This window comes from Helicobacter sp. 13S00401-1, from assembly GCF_002272925.1.
Classification (GTDB): Bacteria; Campylobacterota; Campylobacteria; order Campylobacterales; family Helicobacteraceae; genus Helicobacter_I.
Map to the genome: position 1 here is coordinate 53,817 of NZ_MLAR01000005.1, position 17,963 is coordinate 71,779.

General features: G+C 35.2%; 18 protein-coding genes and 1 tRNA gene. 10 read left to right on the plus strand and 9 right to left on the minus strand.

What is annotated here, in order from left to right; genetic code table 11:
• Positions 1 to 38 precede the first annotated feature (38 nt).
• The 5 genes from BKH43_RS04030 to BKH43_RS04050 all read right to left on the minus strand — a co-directional run bounded on the left by BKH43_RS04030 (position 39) and on the right by BKH43_RS04050 (position 4,484).
• On the minus strand, positions 39 to 2,363 hold the full coding sequence (locus tag BKH43_RS04030; protein WP_253248040.1) for a penicillin-binding protein 2: 2,325 nt from the start codon (positions 2,361 to 2,363) through the stop codon (positions 39 to 41).
• An 18-nt stretch (positions 2,364 to 2,381) separates the two neighbouring features.
• A complete protein-coding gene (gene fliE, locus BKH43_RS04035; protein WP_095228832.1) occupies positions 2,382 to 2,684 on the minus strand; it encodes a flagellar hook-basal body complex protein FliE in 303 nt (100 codons plus the stop codon).
• Between the two features lie 23 nt (positions 2,685 to 2,707).
• On the minus strand, positions 2,708 to 3,199 hold the full coding sequence (gene flgC / locus BKH43_RS04040) for a flagellar basal body rod protein FlgC (RefSeq protein WP_095228834.1): 492 nt from the start codon (positions 3,197 to 3,199) through the stop codon (positions 2,708 to 2,710).
• Between the two features lie 10 nt (positions 3,200 to 3,209).
• Positions 3,210 to 3,665, minus strand: a complete 456-nt coding sequence (gene flgB, locus BKH43_RS04045) for a flagellar basal body rod protein FlgB (RefSeq protein ID WP_095228836.1) — start codon at positions 3,663 to 3,665, stop codon at positions 3,210 to 3,212.
• Positions 3,666 to 3,767: 102 nt separating this feature from the next.
• The gene (locus BKH43_RS04050) at positions 3,768 to 4,484 is read right to left on the minus strand and encodes a YebC/PmpR family DNA-binding transcriptional regulator (RefSeq protein ID WP_095228838.1); all 717 of its coding nucleotides are present in this window, start codon (positions 4,482 to 4,484) and stop codon (positions 3,768 to 3,770) included.
• A gap of 179 nt (positions 4,485 to 4,663) precedes the next feature.
• Here BKH43_RS04050 and BKH43_RS04055 point away from each other — a divergent pair, with 179 nt between their 5' ends.
• From BKH43_RS04055 to BKH43_RS04080, 6 genes are all read left to right on the plus strand, one after another.
• Positions 4,664 to 5,344, plus strand: coding sequence for a F0F1 ATP synthase subunit A (locus BKH43_RS04055; protein WP_095228840.1), 681 nt, complete (start codon positions 4,664 to 4,666; stop codon positions 5,342 to 5,344).
• Positions 5,345 to 5,358: 14 nt separating this feature from the next.
• The gene (locus BKH43_RS04060) at positions 5,359 to 5,622 is read left to right on the plus strand and encodes a hypothetical protein (RefSeq protein ID WP_095228842.1); all 264 of its coding nucleotides are present in this window, start codon (positions 5,359 to 5,361) and stop codon (positions 5,620 to 5,622) included.
• A 7-nt stretch (positions 5,623 to 5,629) separates the two neighbouring features.
• On the plus strand, positions 5,630 to 6,226 hold the full coding sequence (locus BKH43_RS04065) for a thiamine phosphate synthase (protein WP_172402306.1): 597 nt from the start codon (positions 5,630 to 5,632) through the stop codon (positions 6,224 to 6,226).
• A 79-nt stretch (positions 6,227 to 6,305) separates the two neighbouring features.
• Positions 6,306 to 6,515: a hypothetical protein gene (locus BKH43_RS04070; protein ID WP_095228846.1), complete on the plus strand. Its 210-nt coding sequence runs from the start codon at positions 6,306 to 6,308 to the stop codon at positions 6,513 to 6,515.
• Positions 6,516 to 6,784: 269 nt separating this feature from the next.
• A tRNA-Ala gene (locus BKH43_RS04075) sits at positions 6,785 to 6,860 on the plus strand.
• A gap of 130 nt (positions 6,861 to 6,990) precedes the next feature.
• On the plus strand, positions 6,991 to 8,079 hold the full coding sequence (locus tag BKH43_RS04080) for a DNA methyltransferase (RefSeq protein WP_253248041.1): 1,089 nt from the start codon (positions 6,991 to 6,993) through the stop codon (positions 8,077 to 8,079).
• Between the two features lie 51 nt (positions 8,080 to 8,130).
• Here BKH43_RS04080 and BKH43_RS04085 read toward each other — a convergent pair whose 3' ends face one another.
• The gene (locus BKH43_RS04085; protein WP_095228850.1) at positions 8,131 to 8,499 is read right to left on the minus strand and encodes a RidA family protein; all 369 of its coding nucleotides are present in this window, start codon (positions 8,497 to 8,499) and stop codon (positions 8,131 to 8,133) included.
• A 225-nt stretch (positions 8,500 to 8,724) separates the two neighbouring features.
• Here BKH43_RS04085 and napA point away from each other — a divergent pair, with 225 nt between their 5' ends.
• Positions 8,725 to 11,514 carry a nitrate reductase catalytic subunit NapA gene (napA, locus tag BKH43_RS04090; protein WP_095228852.1) on the plus strand — a complete coding sequence of 930 codons (2,790 nt, stop codon included), beginning with the start codon at positions 8,725 to 8,727 and terminating at the stop codon, positions 11,512 to 11,514.
• A gap of 10 nt (positions 11,515 to 11,524) precedes the next feature.
• Positions 11,525 to 12,127, plus strand: coding sequence for a nitrate reductase cytochrome c-type subunit (locus BKH43_RS04095; protein WP_253248042.1), 603 nt, complete (start codon positions 11,525 to 11,527; stop codon positions 12,125 to 12,127).
• 312 nt (positions 12,128 to 12,439) lie between these two features.
• Here BKH43_RS04095 and BKH43_RS04100 read toward each other — a convergent pair whose 3' ends face one another.
• Positions 12,440 to 12,856, minus strand: a complete 417-nt coding sequence (locus BKH43_RS04100; RefSeq protein WP_095228854.1) for a universal stress protein — start codon at positions 12,854 to 12,856, stop codon at positions 12,440 to 12,442.
• A 10-nt stretch (positions 12,857 to 12,866) separates the two neighbouring features.
• Positions 12,867 to 14,105 carry a molybdopterin molybdotransferase MoeA gene (locus tag BKH43_RS04105; protein WP_095228856.1) on the minus strand — a complete coding sequence of 413 codons (1,239 nt, stop codon included), beginning with the start codon at positions 14,103 to 14,105 and terminating at the stop codon, positions 12,867 to 12,869.
• Between the two features lie 134 nt (positions 14,106 to 14,239).
• Here BKH43_RS04105 and BKH43_RS04110 point away from each other — a divergent pair, with 134 nt between their 5' ends.
• Both BKH43_RS04110 and BKH43_RS04115 read left to right on the plus strand, forming a co-directional pair.
• On the plus strand, positions 14,240 to 15,304 hold the full coding sequence (locus BKH43_RS04110; RefSeq protein WP_143429027.1) for a glycosyltransferase family 9 protein: 1,065 nt from the start codon (positions 14,240 to 14,242) through the stop codon (positions 15,302 to 15,304).
• A complete protein-coding gene (locus BKH43_RS04115) occupies positions 15,297 to 16,292 on the plus strand; it encodes a glycosyltransferase (protein WP_095228860.1) in 996 nt (331 codons plus the stop codon). The genes BKH43_RS04110 and BKH43_RS04115 overlap by 8 nt, the downstream gene beginning before the upstream one ends.
• On the opposite strand, the gene BKH43_RS04120 is transcribed toward BKH43_RS04115, so the two are convergent.
• On the minus strand, positions 16,289 to 17,953 hold the full coding sequence (locus BKH43_RS04120) for a ShlB/FhaC/HecB family hemolysin secretion/activation protein (protein ID WP_095228862.1): 1,665 nt from the start codon (positions 17,951 to 17,953) through the stop codon (positions 16,289 to 16,291). The two genes, BKH43_RS04115 and BKH43_RS04120, sit on opposite strands and share 4 nt — an antisense overlap.
• Positions 17,954 to 17,963 lie beyond the last annotated feature (10 nt).

Below are 17,963 nucleotides of genomic sequence, written 5' to 3' on the forward strand. Positions count from 1 at the left end.
GTAGTCCTTAGTCTAAGCCCTAGCTAGCTTTTTAATAACTATCTTTTTTTATCAAATCTACTATCTGGTTTAAGATAACCTTCATTAATTAGCAACTTTACTATCTCTGAAAAAACTGGTGCCGCAGTTTGGGCAGCGTAGTACTCTTCATTAGAGTGAGAGCCAAAAGTAACTACACCTATAGTGTAGGTATTAGTATCATCTTTAGCGTAGCCAAAAAATGAGCTTACATAAAGGTTGCCATATCTCCCCCCTTTAGTTTCTCTAGCAGTACCTGTTTTACCACCTACCATAACTCCAGCTACATTTGCACGCCTTCCTGTGCCCTTAGTTACCACTTCATGGAGTAGTTCTTCCATGCCATTAGCTATCTTTGTAGTTAGTACTCTTTTTGGTTCTTCAGGTTTTGCTCTAAACTTTTCTCCATTGGGTGCTATAAAGTACTTAGTGATGATAGGCTTTACTAGCAAGCCTCCATTACTAAAGCTAGCATAGGCTCTAAGTAGCTGCATAAAAGTTACTCTTAATCCATAGCCATAGCTAACAGTTGCCTTATAAACTTCGCGGTTAAGCAAGCTTACACTAGGTAAGATTCCATTTTGCTCATATGGAAGATCTATGCCAGTTATGCTATCTAAATCAAAGTTTTTAAATATATCAGTCATCTGTTGGCCAGTAAGGTTTTGAGTTAGTTTCATCATACCTATATTGCTTGATCTAATTAGTATCTCTTTAGTTTTTGCTTTTGCAAGTGGGCTAGAATCTCTTATAGTGTAGCCCCTTAGATTATAAACTCCATTATTTAGGTCTATAACCCTATTAGGATCTAATAGCCCATGCTCCCATAGATAGGAGTAAATCATAGGCTTTATAGTACTCCCTGGTTCATAAGAGGTTTCAACTGCTGAGCTATTTAGTGAAGGGTAGTCTTCTTTTCTGATTAAGTTAGGATTAAAAGTATTAGATGAAGCAAGTGTTAACATCTCTCCAGTTTTAGGATTCATGATGCCTGCTACCATCTCGCGTGACTTATACTTTTCATTAGCCTCTTTTAAAAGCTTTTCTATTCTTATTTGCAAGTTTAGAGGTATGCTTAAAACTATATTAAAGCCATCTTCTCTTGAGATGCTTTCAGAGCTTTTATTTAGTATGATGTTATCGCCTATATCACGTCTTCCAGTTATCCTGCCATCTCTTTTTGAGCTTAAGATTCCATCTCTATAGTTTTCTATACCTTTTACACCTTCAACGCGGGTTATACGGCCAGATTCTATCTTCCTTACATAACCTACTGTTGGTTCTATGGCGTTTTTTAGAGGATAGATTCTATTTATCCCGCTATCTTGTATATCAAGCCCCATCTTTTGTACTAGCTTGCCTTTGGCATCAGTGTATTCTTGAAAAACATCTAAGCCTATAAATTTAATATTTAAAAGTCTTAAATTAGCGGCAGTAGTAGCTGGCACAGAGTAGCTTATAGTCACGTAACCTTTTTTCTTAAGTGCGTTTAAGATGTCTGCTTTTTTAAGATTCCCATAGATTGATAAAAGGTTTACAAAGAGGTCTTTTTTGGCAGGATTTATAGACCTTGGATTTATACTTATCTTATAAAGCTTAGAGCTATTAGCAAGGATGTAGCCATCGCTACTATAAATTGAGCCTCTATTTGCAACATCTACTTTACTAATAACTACAGCTGGAATCTTTCTAGGGATCACGCTTTTAGCAAGCACTGCTAGTATAAAAACTATAAAACAAACAAGCAAGATGCTTACTAGTCCTAAAAGCCTAGTTGCCCTAAAAAACTTTTCAACATTTTCATGCTCTCTGGTTGCAACTACTCCATGATTGCTATAAGTTTTTTTTAGATTATAAGGGCTTATCTTGTTAGATGAGAGGGCTTTGCTAGACTTAGGTTTAGTAGGGCTTACTTTTTTATGTCTTATGTAGCTACTTTCTAGAGGCTTAGAATCTAAAGGCTTTTCTTTGCTTTTTTGGTTTAGTTGGGTAGTTTGGTTATGATTTAGATTCTGTGTTTTGATTTGATTACTAGTTTGTCTAGGAGCTTCTTCTTTGTTTGGTATTTTGGGGATGTTAGTGTTTTGTATTTTATTAGGATAAAGACTTGAGTTTTCTGCCTTTTGTCTTACTGCTTTTTGTAGCCTTTCTCTTTCTTCTTTCTCTTCTCTTTGTGCTAAAGCATCTCTTTCATAAAAACTAAAAGATGTAGTGTTTTGAGTGTTGTTAAGTGAGTTTTGTGTAGCAGTGGTGCTTCTTCCTGCATCTTCCCCTTCAGGGTAGATGTTTGAAGATGATTTGTCATTATTTATATTAGTTTTTGTAGATAAGTCTTTTTTCTGCAAGTAAAGCCTACTCTAAGCTTAAACTTGCGTTCTTAGTATCTCTTTATAGGCACTAATTGCTTTATTGCGCACTTCTAGCATCAACTTCATACTAGTTTCTGCCTTGCCTATAGCTATGGCTGCTTGGTGCAAATCTTTGATCTGACCACTAGCCATATCTGCTAAGGCCTTATCAGAAGCCTCTTGAGATACATTTAGCTCATCTAAAGACTTTTTAAGCAGTGTTGAAAAGTTAGCACCACCTTCTTTAACGCCACTTGGAGCGTCTGTGAGAGATATATCGCTAAGCTTTGGAACGCTTATGTTGTTAATCTGCGCCATTTTTGTCCTCCTTGGATAAAACTCTAGCCGTGGAACATCGCTATAGCGTTGCTTGCCATGCTCTTAGCACTTTGAAAAGCAGCTACATTTGCTTGATATGCCCTTGTAGCTTCTATAAGATCGGCCATTTCTACAACTGGATTAATATTTGGGTAAGCAACATATCCTGCTGAGTTTGCATCTGGGTTGGAAGGGTCGTATTTCATAATAGGTGCTTTATCATCACGTACTATTTTATCCACATAAACGCCAGTTATAGGTGGTTCTGGCTTTTTATCAAAGTCTCCTTCATCTAGTGGGTCTTCATAGCCTATTAAGTCATTATCTTTAGATAGCTTTTGGTTTAACATTTTATTAAAGTCAAAAGATTTAAGTATAACTTCTTGTCTCCTATAAGGTCCGCCTTCATCTGTTCTTGTAGTTTGGGCGTTAGCTATGTTAGAAGATATTACATTTACTCTAAATCTTTGAGCTGAAAGCCCATAACCGCTGATATCAAAAGTACTTAAAAACATGGCTTAGTCCTTATAGGTTTTTACTAGAATCTAGTGCATAGGCAAATATACCCTTATGCATTTTTAGTGCTGTAGTTAGTGCTTGATACATCATGGAGTTTTTAGAAAGCTCTGTTGTTTCAACATCTAAGTCTACGCTGTTACCGTCATTCCTAGCTAAGTGGCCATCTCTAAAAAATATGGAAGCCTTATCTGAAGAGTTGATATTGCCACTTAGGTGTCTACTTGAAGTTTCTGCTAGTTTTAAAGTCTTGTCACTACTTCCACCATCAAAAATCTCTTTTTCTTTTTGGGCTAGCATGGTCTCAAAGTCTACATCTTTTGGTCTATAGTAAGGTGTGTCTATGTTAGCAATGTTGCTTGCTATTAAGTCTTGTCTTAAAGATCTATAATCTAGTGCTTGATAGACTAGTTTATAGGCCTTTGAAGTATCAAAACTTGGTCCTAGAGTGCTATATATACTCATTTGAAGTCTCCTTAAAAACCTAAGCGGCCAACCTAAAAGTTATAGATTTAAAGCAAATTTGATGCCAACTTTTTATAGCATCTAGTTTTAACTAACTATATATTACAAGATATTTGTGTAAACTGCTAGCACATCATCATCATCTTCTATCTTATCTAGTAGTTTTTCTACTATTTCTAAGTTTTCTTCACTAACTTCTACTGGAGTTGTTGGAACGCGCACTGTTTTTGAGCTTAGAATCTCTATATTAGGAAAGCCTTCAAGACCTTGTTGCATGTGACCAAAATCTTCAAAGTTAGCATAGGCTATAAAAACATTTTCTTCATCTTCAGCCTTTTCTATCTCAGTTAATCCAAAGTCTATTAAAGCTAGTTCTATAGAATCTAAATCATCACTAGTTTTAAATTTAAACTGTGCTTTTCTTTCAAACATAAAATCAATTGATCCATTAACTAGCAAAGAGGCGTTTTTACTTTTATTAAAGTAGCTTTTTAGGTTGGCTACTGTTCTAGTTGGATTATCACTAGTGCACTCCACAAAGATTAAAACCCCTCCAGGAGCCTTGCCTTCATAAGTTAACTCTACAAAGTCTCCATCCTTACCACTAGCCCTTTTAATGGCTGCTTCTATGTTGTCTTTTGGCATGTTTTGTGCCTTAGCAGTTGCTATAGCACTTCTAAGTTTTGCATTCATTAAAGGATCGCTTCCTCCAGCTTTAGCCGCTACAGTTATAGCCTTTGCTAGTTTAGGAAAGACTTTACTCATCTTATCCCATCTTTTTTCTTTTGCCGCCCGTCTATACTCAAACGCTCTTCCCATAGTACTTTTACTCCTTAGTTAAAACTGTCTTATATAATTTTTGGTATTTTATATCTAGCTAATTTGTAATGTCAAATAAACCTAATATTTTAAGATATAGATTCTAATTTTATATACCATATCAATATATTTTAAGTTAATCCAAGCTATCCTTATGACATTATAAAAAAAGGGTGTACATGGAAGGAAGATTATTTACCTTTGCGGGATTTATAAGTAACAATCACAGCTTTGTCATAGGCTTTTATACTGTTCTTATAGCCATCATTACTATAGTCATAAGCATGCTAGCTACTAGACGTATGCAAGTTGTTCCTACAGGCCTTCAAAACTTCTATGAGTACATTATAGGTGGTATGCTTTATATAGGTAGGGATGCACTAGGTGACAAGCTAGCTAGAAAGTACTTTCCACTAGCAGGAACTATAGGAATCTATGTTTTTTACTGCAACGCTATAGGTATCATCCCAGGTTTTGAAGCACCAAGCTCTAGTACTAGTTACACGTTAGTTTTAGCTCTCATAGTCTTTTTCTACTACCACTATGAAGGCATCAAGGCTAATGGCTTTAAAAAGTATTTTGGCCACTTTGCAGGTCCTATCTTGCTTTTATCACCTTTGATGTTTCCAGTAGAAGTTATCTCACACTTCTCTAGGATAGTATCACTAGCATTTAGGCTTTTTGGGAATATAAAAGGCGATGATATGTTCTTGCTAGTTATGTTGCAACTTATCCCTTGGATAGTTCCTCTTTTACCTTTTGCTATATTAATGTTTATGGCTGTGCTTCAAGCCTTTGTGTTTATGATACTAACTTATATATATCTAGCGAGTGCTGTTATCATAGATGAAGAGCACTAAGGTAGCATTTTAAAGTGACGCCCAAAGAAAGACAGTCTGCACGCTTCCTAGTAGCCTCACTTCGCTTTTTTATAGGCCTTTTTTTTGGTTTAGCTATATTTAGCGCTGTAGTTATCCTCTTTCTTTTTAGGCCGTTTTTGCTAGCTGTATTATATGCACTAGCTGCTTTTTGCCTATGCATGTTTTTTAATCTACTTTTAAGAGTTATGCTGTACTTTGTGAATCTAAGTGAGCATGGCTTATCACAAGATAGTGTTAACAAGCACATAGAAGAGTAAGATAGCTTTGTTTGGCTATCTTATAACCTCACCACTTTATCATCCTAATAATTCTCCCTTGCTTTTTAAGAGTAATCTTTTAAAGGCTAAAGCTAAGGGTGTTAAACTAGCTTGTTTTAGACTTGAGACAAAAAGTGAAGACTTAGATTCTAAACAAAGAGCTTTGCTTGATGTGTTTTTGCAAGTGTGCAAGGAAGAAAGGATTAATCCCTTTGTAAACTTTACTTATCTTCAAACTAGTCTTGATTTGTTAGAAGAGGGTGTAAAAGTAGGTCTCCACTTAAAAGAAAAGTTTTTAACTTTTTTAGAATCTAAAACATCACATTCTTATCATTTAGATTCTAAAGTGGAGATTATCTGTTCAGTTCACGATCAAAAAGCTGCCTTTAAAGCTCTTAGCCTTGGTGCTAGTTTTGTTACCTTAAGCCCACTTTTTGCCACTCCTAATAAGGGCACGCCTAAAGGGATAGAGTACTTTAAAAGTTTGCCTTTAGAACTTAAAAGTAAGACTATAGCCTTAGGTGGGATAAATGATACTAATTTAGAGTTGGTTAAGTCTTTAGGTGTGGCAGGTTTTGGGGCTATAAGATACTTTTTAGAGTAAGCTTATATTTAATAAGCAGTTATTTTACGTAGATAAATCATTATAATTATAATTCTTTTAATCCAAAAGTATTCTCGCCTTGTTTGGTAGTGCAAAAATCATAAAAAAAGTAAGCAGTAGTGCGGAATGCGTGATTTTTCAAGGAAGCTTGCGTTTTCAAGGAAGCTTACGCTTTACTAAAAACAAAAGTAGTGAGGCCCTCCCCTTGGCTCACACTAAAAAAATGCTTTCTCAAAAAGAAGGCCCTAGTTGCTTGCAAGCAACTAGTACTAGTTTTAAGGAAGCCTAAGCTTTCACAGGCTTTGCGGGAGTGTGAGGAGGAGGATAGCCCCCTTTTTTTTAAACATACAAATAATAAACAGTGCGAAAAAAAGTGTTGGAATAAAGATTTAGTTAATAGTATAAAGAGATTGGAATTGCCTATATAAAATGATAATTTGGGTGTGTGTTTGTAAAGTAAGTTAGATTTAAGTTTTTTGTTTTATAATTCAAACCTAGGCTTTAAAAGTCCTTTAAAAACTTAAAGCTAGCATTAAAAGATATTTAAACTTCATTTATGGGGTGTTAGCTCAGCTGGGAGAGCGCAACGCTGGCAGCGTTGAGGTCAGGGGTTCGATCCCCCTACACTCCACCACCTTTTTTGCTTCGTTTAAAACTCCCTTTATTAATATACATTTAAAATATATAGCTACACAAAGTTAGCTTTTATAAAAAACATAGTTAAATGCATGCTGTTAAATCACTTCTTACATGGGGGAATCTATTTGAAGTACATCAATGAAATCTTACAAGGTGATAGTATAGAAGTCATGCAAAAGCTTCCAAGTGGGAGTTTTGATTTTTGTTTTGCTGATCCACCTTACTTTATGCAACTAGATTCTAAAAAAAAGCTTTTTAGGGTTAGTGGTGAAAGGTTTGAAGGCTGCGAGGATGACTGGGATAAGTTTGAAAACATGGAATCTTATAAGGACTTTACAAGGGGGTGGCTTTTTGAAGTTAGACGCCTTTTAAAGCGTGATGGAAGTATATGTGTGATTTCTAGTATGCAGTCTATTTATGAGATAGGCAGTATAATGCGAGAACTTGGATTTTGGGTGATAAATGACATAATCTGGCAAAAGGCTAATCCAACTCCAAACTTTGGCGGTACAAGGCTTTGTAACTCTCATGAAACCTTGATTTGGGCAGCGAAAGGAAAAACATCTAAGTTTACTTTTAATTATAAAACTGGTAAGCATTTAAATGAAGACAAGCAACTAGGGAGTATATGGAGCTTTCCAGTTTGTGCTGGTAGTGAGCGCTTAAAAGATGATAGCGGTAAAAAAGTACACAGCACTCAAAAACCTGAAAGCTTGCTATATAGAATCTTAAATCTTTTTACTACAAAAGGGGACTTAGTGCTTGATCCTTTTGGTGGGACTATGACAACTGGGGCGGTAGCAAAGTTAGTAGGTAGAAACTATACGTTAATAGAAAGAGATAAAAACTACATTAAATATGGGAAGGCTAGGCTTGAAAGTATTGTGCCAAATATTAGTGATATAGAAAATGCCACTTTTGATAAAAAACCACTAAAAGTTGCGTTTAAAGATATGGTAAAAGCAGGGTGCTTTGATATAGGAGAAGAGTTTTACTTACAAAGTGGTGCACATGCTACGTTGGTTGAAGAAAGTGGCAAGCTTAGTTGTGAGGGTAAGGCTATATCTATGCATGAAGTTGCTGGCAGGCTGCTTGGTAAAAAGACTAGAGTTAATGGCTATGATGTTTGGAAGGTCTTAAGGGAAGGAAAGTTAGTATCTATCTCTACTATTAGAGATAGATATAGAAAAGTTATGCTAGGAAGCAGTAATTAAGATAGTTTAAAGTTTCAAAATTATCCATCCAAACTTATATAAATACAATCTTTAAAGTGTCGCTATGCACTCAATCTCAACTTTAGCATCTTTTGGCAAGCTTTTAACTGCCACTGTGCTACGTCCTGGCTTGTGCGCAAAATACTCTGCATAAACTTCATTAAAGTCTGCAAAGTAGCCCATATCACTTAAAAAAACTGTAGTTTTTACTACTTTTTCTAAGCTTGATCCAGCTTCTTCTAAAACAGCTTTTAGATTCTTACATACTTGATGGGTTTGTTCTTTTACATCACCTTCTAAGAAGCTTCCATCAGGACGGAGTGGAATCTGCCCGCTAGTAAAAACTAAATCTCCAACTATCATGCCTTGTGAGTAAGGTCCTATAGCACCTGGTGCTTTAGTAGTTGCTATCTTTTTCATTTTGTTTCCTTTAAGATTAATGTAAGTAGTAATATAGCATCAAATGCATTAAGATAAAAGCATCACACTTATAAGGTTCTAGATTCTATCTCTAGTACAAAAAGTAATATATTTTTTACCATTTTTATGAAAAAATCAAAAAAACTTTGATTTTATTGATTCATGTTGCTTACATTTTGAGAAAAATACCCTATCATGTTTACATTCTATTAGGAAAGGAAGAGCATGGAAAGTGGTTTAAGTAGAAGAGACTTTATCAAACAAGCAGCACTCGCAAGTGCAGCAGTTAGTGCTGGTCTTGCTGTTAGTACAAATCTTAGCGCAAAAGCCTCTAAGGCTGAAAAAAAGTGGTCCTGGGATAAAAGTGTATGTAGATTCTGTGGTACAGGATGTGGGATAATGATAGCTACAGTAGATGATAGGATAGTAGCTGTAAAAGGAGACTTAGATGCTCCGGTTAATAAGGGGATAAACTGCATAAAGGGCTATTTTACTTCTAAGATAATGTATGCCCAAGATAGATTAAAAGAACCACTTTTAAGACTTAATGACAAAGGTGAGTTTGATAAAAAAGCTCCTTTTAAGGTAGTAAGTTGGCAGCGTGCTTTTGATGAGATGGAAAAGCAGTTTAAGAAAGTTTATAATGATATGGGGCCAACTGGTATAGCAATCTTTGGTTCAGGTCAGTACACTGTGCAAGAAGGCTATACTGCACTTAAGCTAATGAAAGCTGGGTTTAGATCTAATAATATAGATCCAAATGCACGCCATTGTATGGCATCTGCAGTTGGTGGCTTTATGCAAGTTTTTGGTATAGATGAGCCTAGTGGTTGTTATGATGACATAGAGATAACTGATACAGTTATAACTTGGGGATCTAACATGGCTGAGATGCACCCAATTTTATGGACTAGGATTACAGACGCTAAACTAAAAAGACCAGATAGATATAAACTTATCAACCTAACTACTTTTTCTAATCCAACTAGTGATATGGCAGATATCGAGATAGTCTTTAAGCCTAGCACAGACTTAGCCATATGGAACTATATAGCCCATGAGATAGTTTATAACAATCCAAACTCGATTGACTGGGATTTTGTTAAGAAAAACTGTGTGTTTACAACTGGCTTCATAGATATAGGCTATGGTATGAGAGAAGATATAGACAATCCAAAATACTCCGACTTAGAACGCCAAACTATGAAAAAACAGCACGTTAAAGTTATAAGCGAAGAAGAAGCCCCTGGTCTTAGCTATCTTGGTATAAAAGCTAATGATAAATTAGAAATGAAGCATGTTAAAAAAGCAGGTGCTAACTGGGAGATAAGTTTTGAAGAGTTTAAAACTGCCTTGAAACCTTATACACTAGACTACGTTGCAAAAATAGCTAAGGGTGATGATAGTGAAAGCATAGAATCTTTTAAGAAAAAACTTCAAGCTCTAGCATCTTACTACATGGAAAAAGGTAGAAAGATTATGAGTTTTTGGACTATGGGCTTTAATCAACATCAAAGAGGTGTTTGGGTTAATGAGCAATCCTACATGGTTCACTTCCTAGTTGGTAAGCAAGGCACTCCAGGAGATTGTGCTTTTTCTTTAACTGGTCAACCTAGTGCTTGTGGAACTGCAAGAGAAGTCGGTACTTTTGCAAATAGACTTCCAGCAGATATGGTAGTAACTAATCCAGCACATGTAAAGATAGCTGAAAAGATATGGCATCTGCCAACTGGTGTTATAAATACTAAGCCAGGTTCTCACTTCGTAAAGATTATGCGTGATATGGAAGATGCTAAGATTAAGTTTGCATGGGTACAAGTTAATAACCCTTGGCAAAACACTGCTAATGCCAACCACTGGATAAAAGCAGCAAGAGAGATGGATAACTTTATAGTAGTAAGTGATTGCTACCCAGGAGTTTCTGCAAGAGTAGCTGACTTAATCTTGCCTAGTTCTATGATATATGAAAAATGGGGTGCTTATGGAAACGCTGAAAGAAGAACTCAGCACTGGAGACAAAGCGTAACACCTACAGGAAACTCTATGCCTGATATTTGGCAGATGTATGAGTTTTCTAAGCGCTTTAAACTAAAAGAAGTTTGGAGTAAAGAGTTCCCAGAATTAGGACTTAAAAATGCTTTAGCTGAGGCTAAGTCTATGGGTTATAGTGAAGATAACACACTTTTTGATGTGCTTTTTAACAACAAAGAAGCAAAACAATATAAGGGTAATGACCCAGTAACTAAGTACCATTTAAACACAGAATTAAGAGGTGATAAAAGAAATGTCATAGGTAGTGATGGCAAGCCTTTTAAGGGCTATGGTACCTTTGTTCAAAAGTATCTTTGGGAAGAGTATAGAAAGTTTGGTATAGGACATGGACATGATTTAGCGCCATTTGATTTGTATCACAAAGTAAGAGGCTTAAGATGGCCTGTTGTAGATGGTGTGGAAACAAAGTGGAGATTTAACGCTAAGTATGATCCTTATGCTAGAAAGTTTGGTGATGGTGGTGAGTTTGCTTTTTATGGAAATAAAAATGCCTCTATATTAAAAGGAGACTTACACAAACCAGGAACTGAAAAAGTATCCATACACAATAAAGCAAAAATCTTCTTTAGACCTTATATGGAACCTTGCGAGATACCAGATTCTAAGTATCCTTTCTGGTTTGCTACTGGACGTGTGTTAGAGCACTGGCATAGTGGAACTATGACTATGAGAGTGCCTGAGCTTTTTAAAGCAGTACCTGAAGCACTTTGTTATATGCACCCAAATGATGCTAAAAAGTTAGGCGTAGCCCAAGATGATATAGTGTGGATAGAAAGCAGACGCGGTAAGGTAAAAGTTAGAGTTGATGTAAGCGGCACTAGGAATAGACCTCCAAGCGGACTTGTGTTTGTGCCATGGTTTGATGAGAGAGTACTTGTAAATAAAGTTTGTTTAGATGCAACTGACCCTATCTCGTTCCAAACTGATTATAAAAAATGCGCTGTAAACATATATAAAGCTTAAGGAGGAGATGATGAAAAATATACTAAAAATTACCGCCCTTTGTGTCTTTGCTGCATCTATGCTAGCAGCCTATGGCAATAGTAACTCTAAAAGTGCTAATAAAGAAGATCCACTTTATCACTCAAATGATCCACATGTGGTAACTCAAGATAAGATGTCTTTAAGAAAAGAGCCACTTATAGCTACAGATGTAGTATTGCCTGAGTACACTTGGACTAAAAAAGGGCCAGGTGAGGCTACAAGGATAAAAAGAGCGTATGAAAACGCTCCACCTCAAATACCTCACAGTTTAGATGGCTTGCTTCCTATAACTAAGGATAACAACTCTTGTATGGGTTGTCACATGCCTGATGTTGCTAAAAGTGTAGGGGCAACTCCTATGCCAAAGTCTCACTTTTTTGACTTTAGAAACAACAAAGATGATCATGGCAAACTAGATGGTTCAAGATTTGTATGTACTACTTGTCACGTGCCTCAAGCACAAACTAAACCACTAGTTAAAAACAACTTTCATCCTATCTTTAGGAATCCTAAACTTATAAACTCAAGTGATTTAATAAAAGTTATAAGTGAGGGTGTTAACTTAAAAGATACTGGTGATAAGGTCAAGTAAAACTTAGCTTCAACTTGCCTTAACTTTAAGTAAAGGGGATATGTTCTCTTTACTTAAAGGCTTTTAAACTAGCTTTATAATTTTAGAATTTAAAGTTTTAAATAGGTTATCTCTTGTAACGATTTAGATTCTAGCTTTTAAGATTTTTATACTTACTTTTCCCCTATAACTAATATTTTTTAAGCAGATTAGATTTAGTAAGAATCTTATTATGCAAAGATTTAAAGATTTTATAAAACACTTAAAAGTCTTTCCATAAAACGCTAAGTCTTATGAAAAGCTATCTATTTTGGTAAGTAGATATAAGGCTTGTTATTTGGCTATTAAAACTGGGATTGGAGAGTTGTGTATAAAGCTACTTCCATGTGAGCTAAAAACTTTATGAAGGAAAGAGTGTTCAGAGTCACCTATAACTAGTAGGTCGTGCATGTGAGATTCTTCTAAGATGATATCTATTGGGTCGCCATGTCTTAGGTATCTTTTGCAGCGCACACCTTCTTTAGTAAGGGTGTCTGCAAAGTAGTTTAAAACTTCATTGCTTTCTTCTTCTTGAGGTTCTTCTATGGCTGAATAGTCAACTATACCACTTTCTGCAAAAACTACAGTGTTGGCTACGACGTGCATTAGATGCACTACTACATCTTCTCTATGACCAAATATTTTCATGATGGCAGGTATGGCTTTTTTACACTCTTCTGTATCACTCACTCCAAATAAAACTTTTAACATGTGAAACCTCCTATATTTTGTAGAGTATGACTTCTATTTTATCATTTTTATTGACAGCTTCTTTGTAAGCTAAGGAAGCTATAGCGTTATTTTCACTCCAGGCATAGATATCACTTGAGTTTATCTCACCACCTTTATAGATACTAAAGTTGCCATCTTCATACACGCCTAAAACGTTGATAGTGAGTTTAGGATTAGCCTTAAAATCTATTTTATTAGTGGCAGTTACTTTTGTAAAGTTAGGGTTGGTGTTATTTATATGCTTTAAGATAGGGATGATTAAAAGCATGGTATTCATGATAGCTGCGTTTGGATTCCCAGGTAAAGAGAGGATAAACTTAAGTTTTCCCTCTATATTTAGCGTTGAAAGTAAGAAAGGCTTTCCAGGTTTTACTAAAAGCTTAGTAGAAAGCACTTTTGCACCTAAACGCTCTAAGGCTAGTTTAGTGTAGTCCTTACTTCCTACGCTAGCCCCAGCACTTGTTATAACTACATCAACTTCTTTTAAGGTCTTGCTTAAACTATTAACATACTCTTCTAAGCTATCTTTTAGATGACCTGCTACTTTTGCCCTGTAACCATAGGTTTTTAGGGCTAAAAAGATTGAGTGAGAGTTTATATCATAAACCTTTGCTTCTTCTAGTGATGAAGGAGTGTTATTAGATTCTAAGACTTCATCACCACTACTAAAGATAGCTATGCTTGGTGAAACATAAACTTTTATATCTTTATAGCCAAAACTTGCTAGTAAAGCTAGCTCGCTAAAACCTAGCCTTGTGCCAGCTTTTAAGACTAAGTCTTTTTCTTTTACATTTTCACCTTTAAATCTAACGTGCATTTTATATCTTAGGCTGTGTTCTAAGGCATGAGGATCAAAAGTGACTTTATCTCCTTCTAATTTAGAATCTTCTTTCATGATGATGCTTGGTTTTTTTATAGATTCTGGAATCTTAGCGCCTGTAGTTATAAGAAAACATTCATTTTCCTTTAAGCCCTCTTTTACATCCATGCCAGTAAAGATTTCACCTTTAATCTTAAAAGTATCGCCATCATGCCACAAACTAGCATCTATGCAGTAGCCATCCATTGCTGAGTTTGTAAAGCTTGGGAGGGCAAAAGGGGCATAGATATCTTCACTTAAAACTTGGTTAAGCGCGCTATTTAACTCTTCATGTTTTGTATCTGTAAGCTTTGGGAGAGAGGTTACTAGAGTAAAAAACTCTTCTAAACTTAAGGCTTTAGTGTCCATGTCATATCCTTGAGAATAGGTATTATAAAGCCTTCATTCTACCTAATAGTTTTACAAACAAAGTTAAGTTGTTTTATAATTGCTTAAGTGATGAGTGCATAAAAAGCACTTTAGCTAAGGAGAGTAAAACTTTGATGAAGCTAGATATTAATAAAAGCTATAACTTTTTGATAGTTAGGCCTGATCATATAGGAGATGTAGTCTTATCTTTACCAGTAGCTGAAAGCTTAAAGACTAGATTTAAAAACTCTAAAGTTTACTATCTTGCTAAAGACTACACAGCCCCACTTTTTGAAAACTCTCCTTTTGTAGATGGTGTTATAAACCTTAACACTAACGGCAAGTTTGATAAAGTTTCCTTAGTTAGGAGATTAAAAGCAGCTAAGATTGATGTCTCTATATCTCTTGTGGCTGATAAAGAAACTACTCCTGCTCTTTTTAAAGCGCGCATCCCTATAAGGATAGGAAGTTTTATGAAGCTTTATTCTCTTTTGCTAACTAAGAGAGTAAGACAAAAGCGCTCACTTTGTTTAAAAAATGAAGCAGAGTATAACTTAGACATCATAAAAACACTTGGTTGTGATACTAACTTTTTCCCTAAACTATATGTAAGTGATGAAGAGAGTAAGAAAGCTAAAGCTTTTATAGAATCTAACTTTAAAGAAAAAAAGCCTTTAGTTATCATACATCCTGGTAGCAATGGTAATAGTGTTGAGTGGGGTAAAGAAAACTTTTTAACTCTAGCTAGCAAGCTAAGAACTAACTATAATGTTTTGATTACTGGTTCTAGTAATGAGATGAAAGATATACTTAATACCAAAGAAGCAAAAAACTTAGATGAAGAAAACTTTTTAAAGCCAGTTAGCTTACGTGAGTTTATGGCCCTTATCAATGAAGCTTCCTTGCTTATGACTAATAGTACAGGTCCCTTACATGTAGCAGGTGCACTAGGTGTGCAAACTATAGGCTTTTATCCAGATAAGCTAACGATGAACTGCTTTAGGTGGGGTAGTTTTACTAAGGATGATAAGGGGATATATATAACTCCAAGTGGGGTATATCATGGCATGAAAACTTATAAGGAACCAGATCTAGCTAAAGATGATTTAAAAAGGATTGATATGGATTCTATAAAAGTAAGTGAGGTTTTAGAACTTGTACAAAAAAGCTTAAAAACTTCAAGGATAAATCATGCTTAACCCTTTTAAAACTAACACTATAGCCATTCTTTATATAGCCTTAGGGCGCTATGACATCTTTTTTAATGACTTTTATGAAAACATGGAAAAAAACTTCGTGCCTAATACTAAAAAGACTTACTTTGTTTTTACAGATTCTAAAAACATAACTTCACATGAGAATATAGTAAGGATAGAGCAAGCAAAACTTGGCTGGCCTTATGATACTTTAAAGCGTTTTGCTATGTTTGAAGGTATAAAAGAAGAACTTGCAAGTTTTGATTATATATTTTTCTTTAATGCTAATGCCCTAGTTTTAGAAAAGATCACAGCCCCCATGATACTTCCTTCCAAGGATGAAGGTCTAGTTTTTGCAAGACATCCTGCTTTTTCTTGCATCTTGCCAGATATGAACTGGGAAAGCAGGGAGAGCTTTAGGCAAAGCTACTGCAAAGACCCTAACTCGCTTGCTTGCATAAAAGATGATGAAGGTTTTTGTTATGTTATGGGGGCGTTAAATGGTGGTAGGGCTAAAGAGTACTTAGAGTTAATAGAGACTTTAGCAGCAAGAGTAGAAGCTGACTTGCAAAAAGATGTTGTAGCAGTATGGCATGATGAGAGCCACTTAAATAGATATCTTATAGATGTAGTTAAAAACGGCAAAAAACCAAAGATTATAGGAGCTAACTTTTTAGTGCCTGAGGAACATTTAGAAGCGCTAGGATTTCACTTTTATAAAGATGTGCCTTTTTTAAAGCTAGCTAAACTAAGGGCTAATATAACCTTGCTTAATAAGTCTCATCCTAGATTTGGTGGGCATGAGTACTTAAGGGGATTAAGCGATGTTAAAGTAGAGCTACAAAAAGGTGATGAAGTAAACCTATATAAAAGATATGGGGGGGGGGGGGAGCTTGGCGCATTTTCTCCAAAATTATTTTTAAAATGCTTTTATCTTAACCTTAAGCATAATCTAAGTGCAAAAAAAGGATTAAAAGATAAAAATGCTTAGATATTAAGAGAAGCTCTAATGTAGATAGGATTAGTTTCATTTGGCATATCAAAAGATTTTTTTAGAGGTATAGAGTAAGTTAGGCTAAGTGAGAAGTACTTTATGTTGTAGTAGATTCCAGCTGCTCCTCCTATGATAAAGTCGCTATGACTTAACTCATAATCCCTCCCATAACCCATATCAAATCCTATAAAAGGCTCAAGACCAGCTAGAAATCTTGAAAGGCCAAAGGGTTTAAAAGATATGGTGTTATTAAGATAGATTCCATAATCTAGGGCTAGAGAGCTTTCTTTAAAGCCTCTTACACTATACTCATCTCCTATAAAAAACTTATCATTAAAAAGAAGTGGATTTTTAGAGTAGCTTCCTACAAGATTCCCTCTATATAAGATTCCAGCTATTTTGTTTGTGTAAAGATAGCGTTGGTAGGCTGAGCTTAGGTAGAATTTTTGATAGTTTATATCATAGATCCCACCATCATTTTTCTTAGTTCCAGGTAGAGGGAGGCCTTTTTGATACTCAGTGCTTATATAAAAGTTTCCTCCAAATAGTCTAGTTGAAAACTCTATACCTAGGTTTATGGCTGTGTAAATTCCACTAGATTCATTAAGTCTTACATTTGCTATAGTATTTAGACTATCTCTTAGATTTAGTGAAGTATAAAGTGAGAGTTTGGAGAACTGATCTCTAAAAATCACTCTTTTTATCATAAGCGAGTGTCTTGATATGACATTTTTGTTTATAAAACTTCCAGCATTACCACTTAGTGTAGCACTAGTCCCACTATACTGAAATGAATACAAAAAAGACCACTTAGATATAGGAAAGCCATAGTTTACAAAGAAGGTGTTTTCTTTGTACTTGTTGCTATCAGTGATTATCCTATAGATGTAGTAGGCAGTAAGTTTGTCATTTATATGCAAGAAGTTATTTTGTGAGTAGCTAAGTCCAAGTCTGTTTTGACCGTGATTTTTTAGGGCGTTGTTGTTGTAGTCAAGTGAGGCATTAAAATACTTTGGTTTACCTGTAAAGATGATATCTGAGTAGTTTTCTTTGTTGCTTGCAACTATGCTAGAAGTGATGTTAGGAAAGGCTATGCTTAAGTTTTCTATACTTTGGTCTAAGTCATAGAGATTAAAAATTTTACCTTTTTTTAAAGGGGAGCCTAGAATGGTTTCTAAGTCATTTCTAACGCCATTTAATACCACTTTATCTACATAGCCATACTTTACTTCTAGAGTTAGGATTCCATCTTTTTCATCTATGCTTTTAATAGTGACTAAAGTAGTGCTATAGCCTTTAGCTAAGTAGGCGTTATTTAAAGTGATGATTATTTGATAGATGTCATTTAAAGTTAGGTTTTTGTTAGTGTAGTCTTTATTTATCTCTTTAAGTTTGTAGTTTTTGTGCTTACTATCTAATAGTTTTATAGTTTTAAAAACATAGAGTTTTTGAGGTGTTATGCCTCCTTTGCTAGATTCTAACTTTGGAGGGGAGGCTTTTTTTTCTACATTATCTAACTCAGTATTTACATAGTTATTTCTTTCTTGCTTTTGAAGTAAGTCTAGATTTCTTACACTGTTATTAGCCCCCTCTAAAGCACTAGCATAAGCACTTAAAGTTAGGAGCAAAACTAAGGTTTGTTTTAAAAACTTACTCATATCTAGCTTT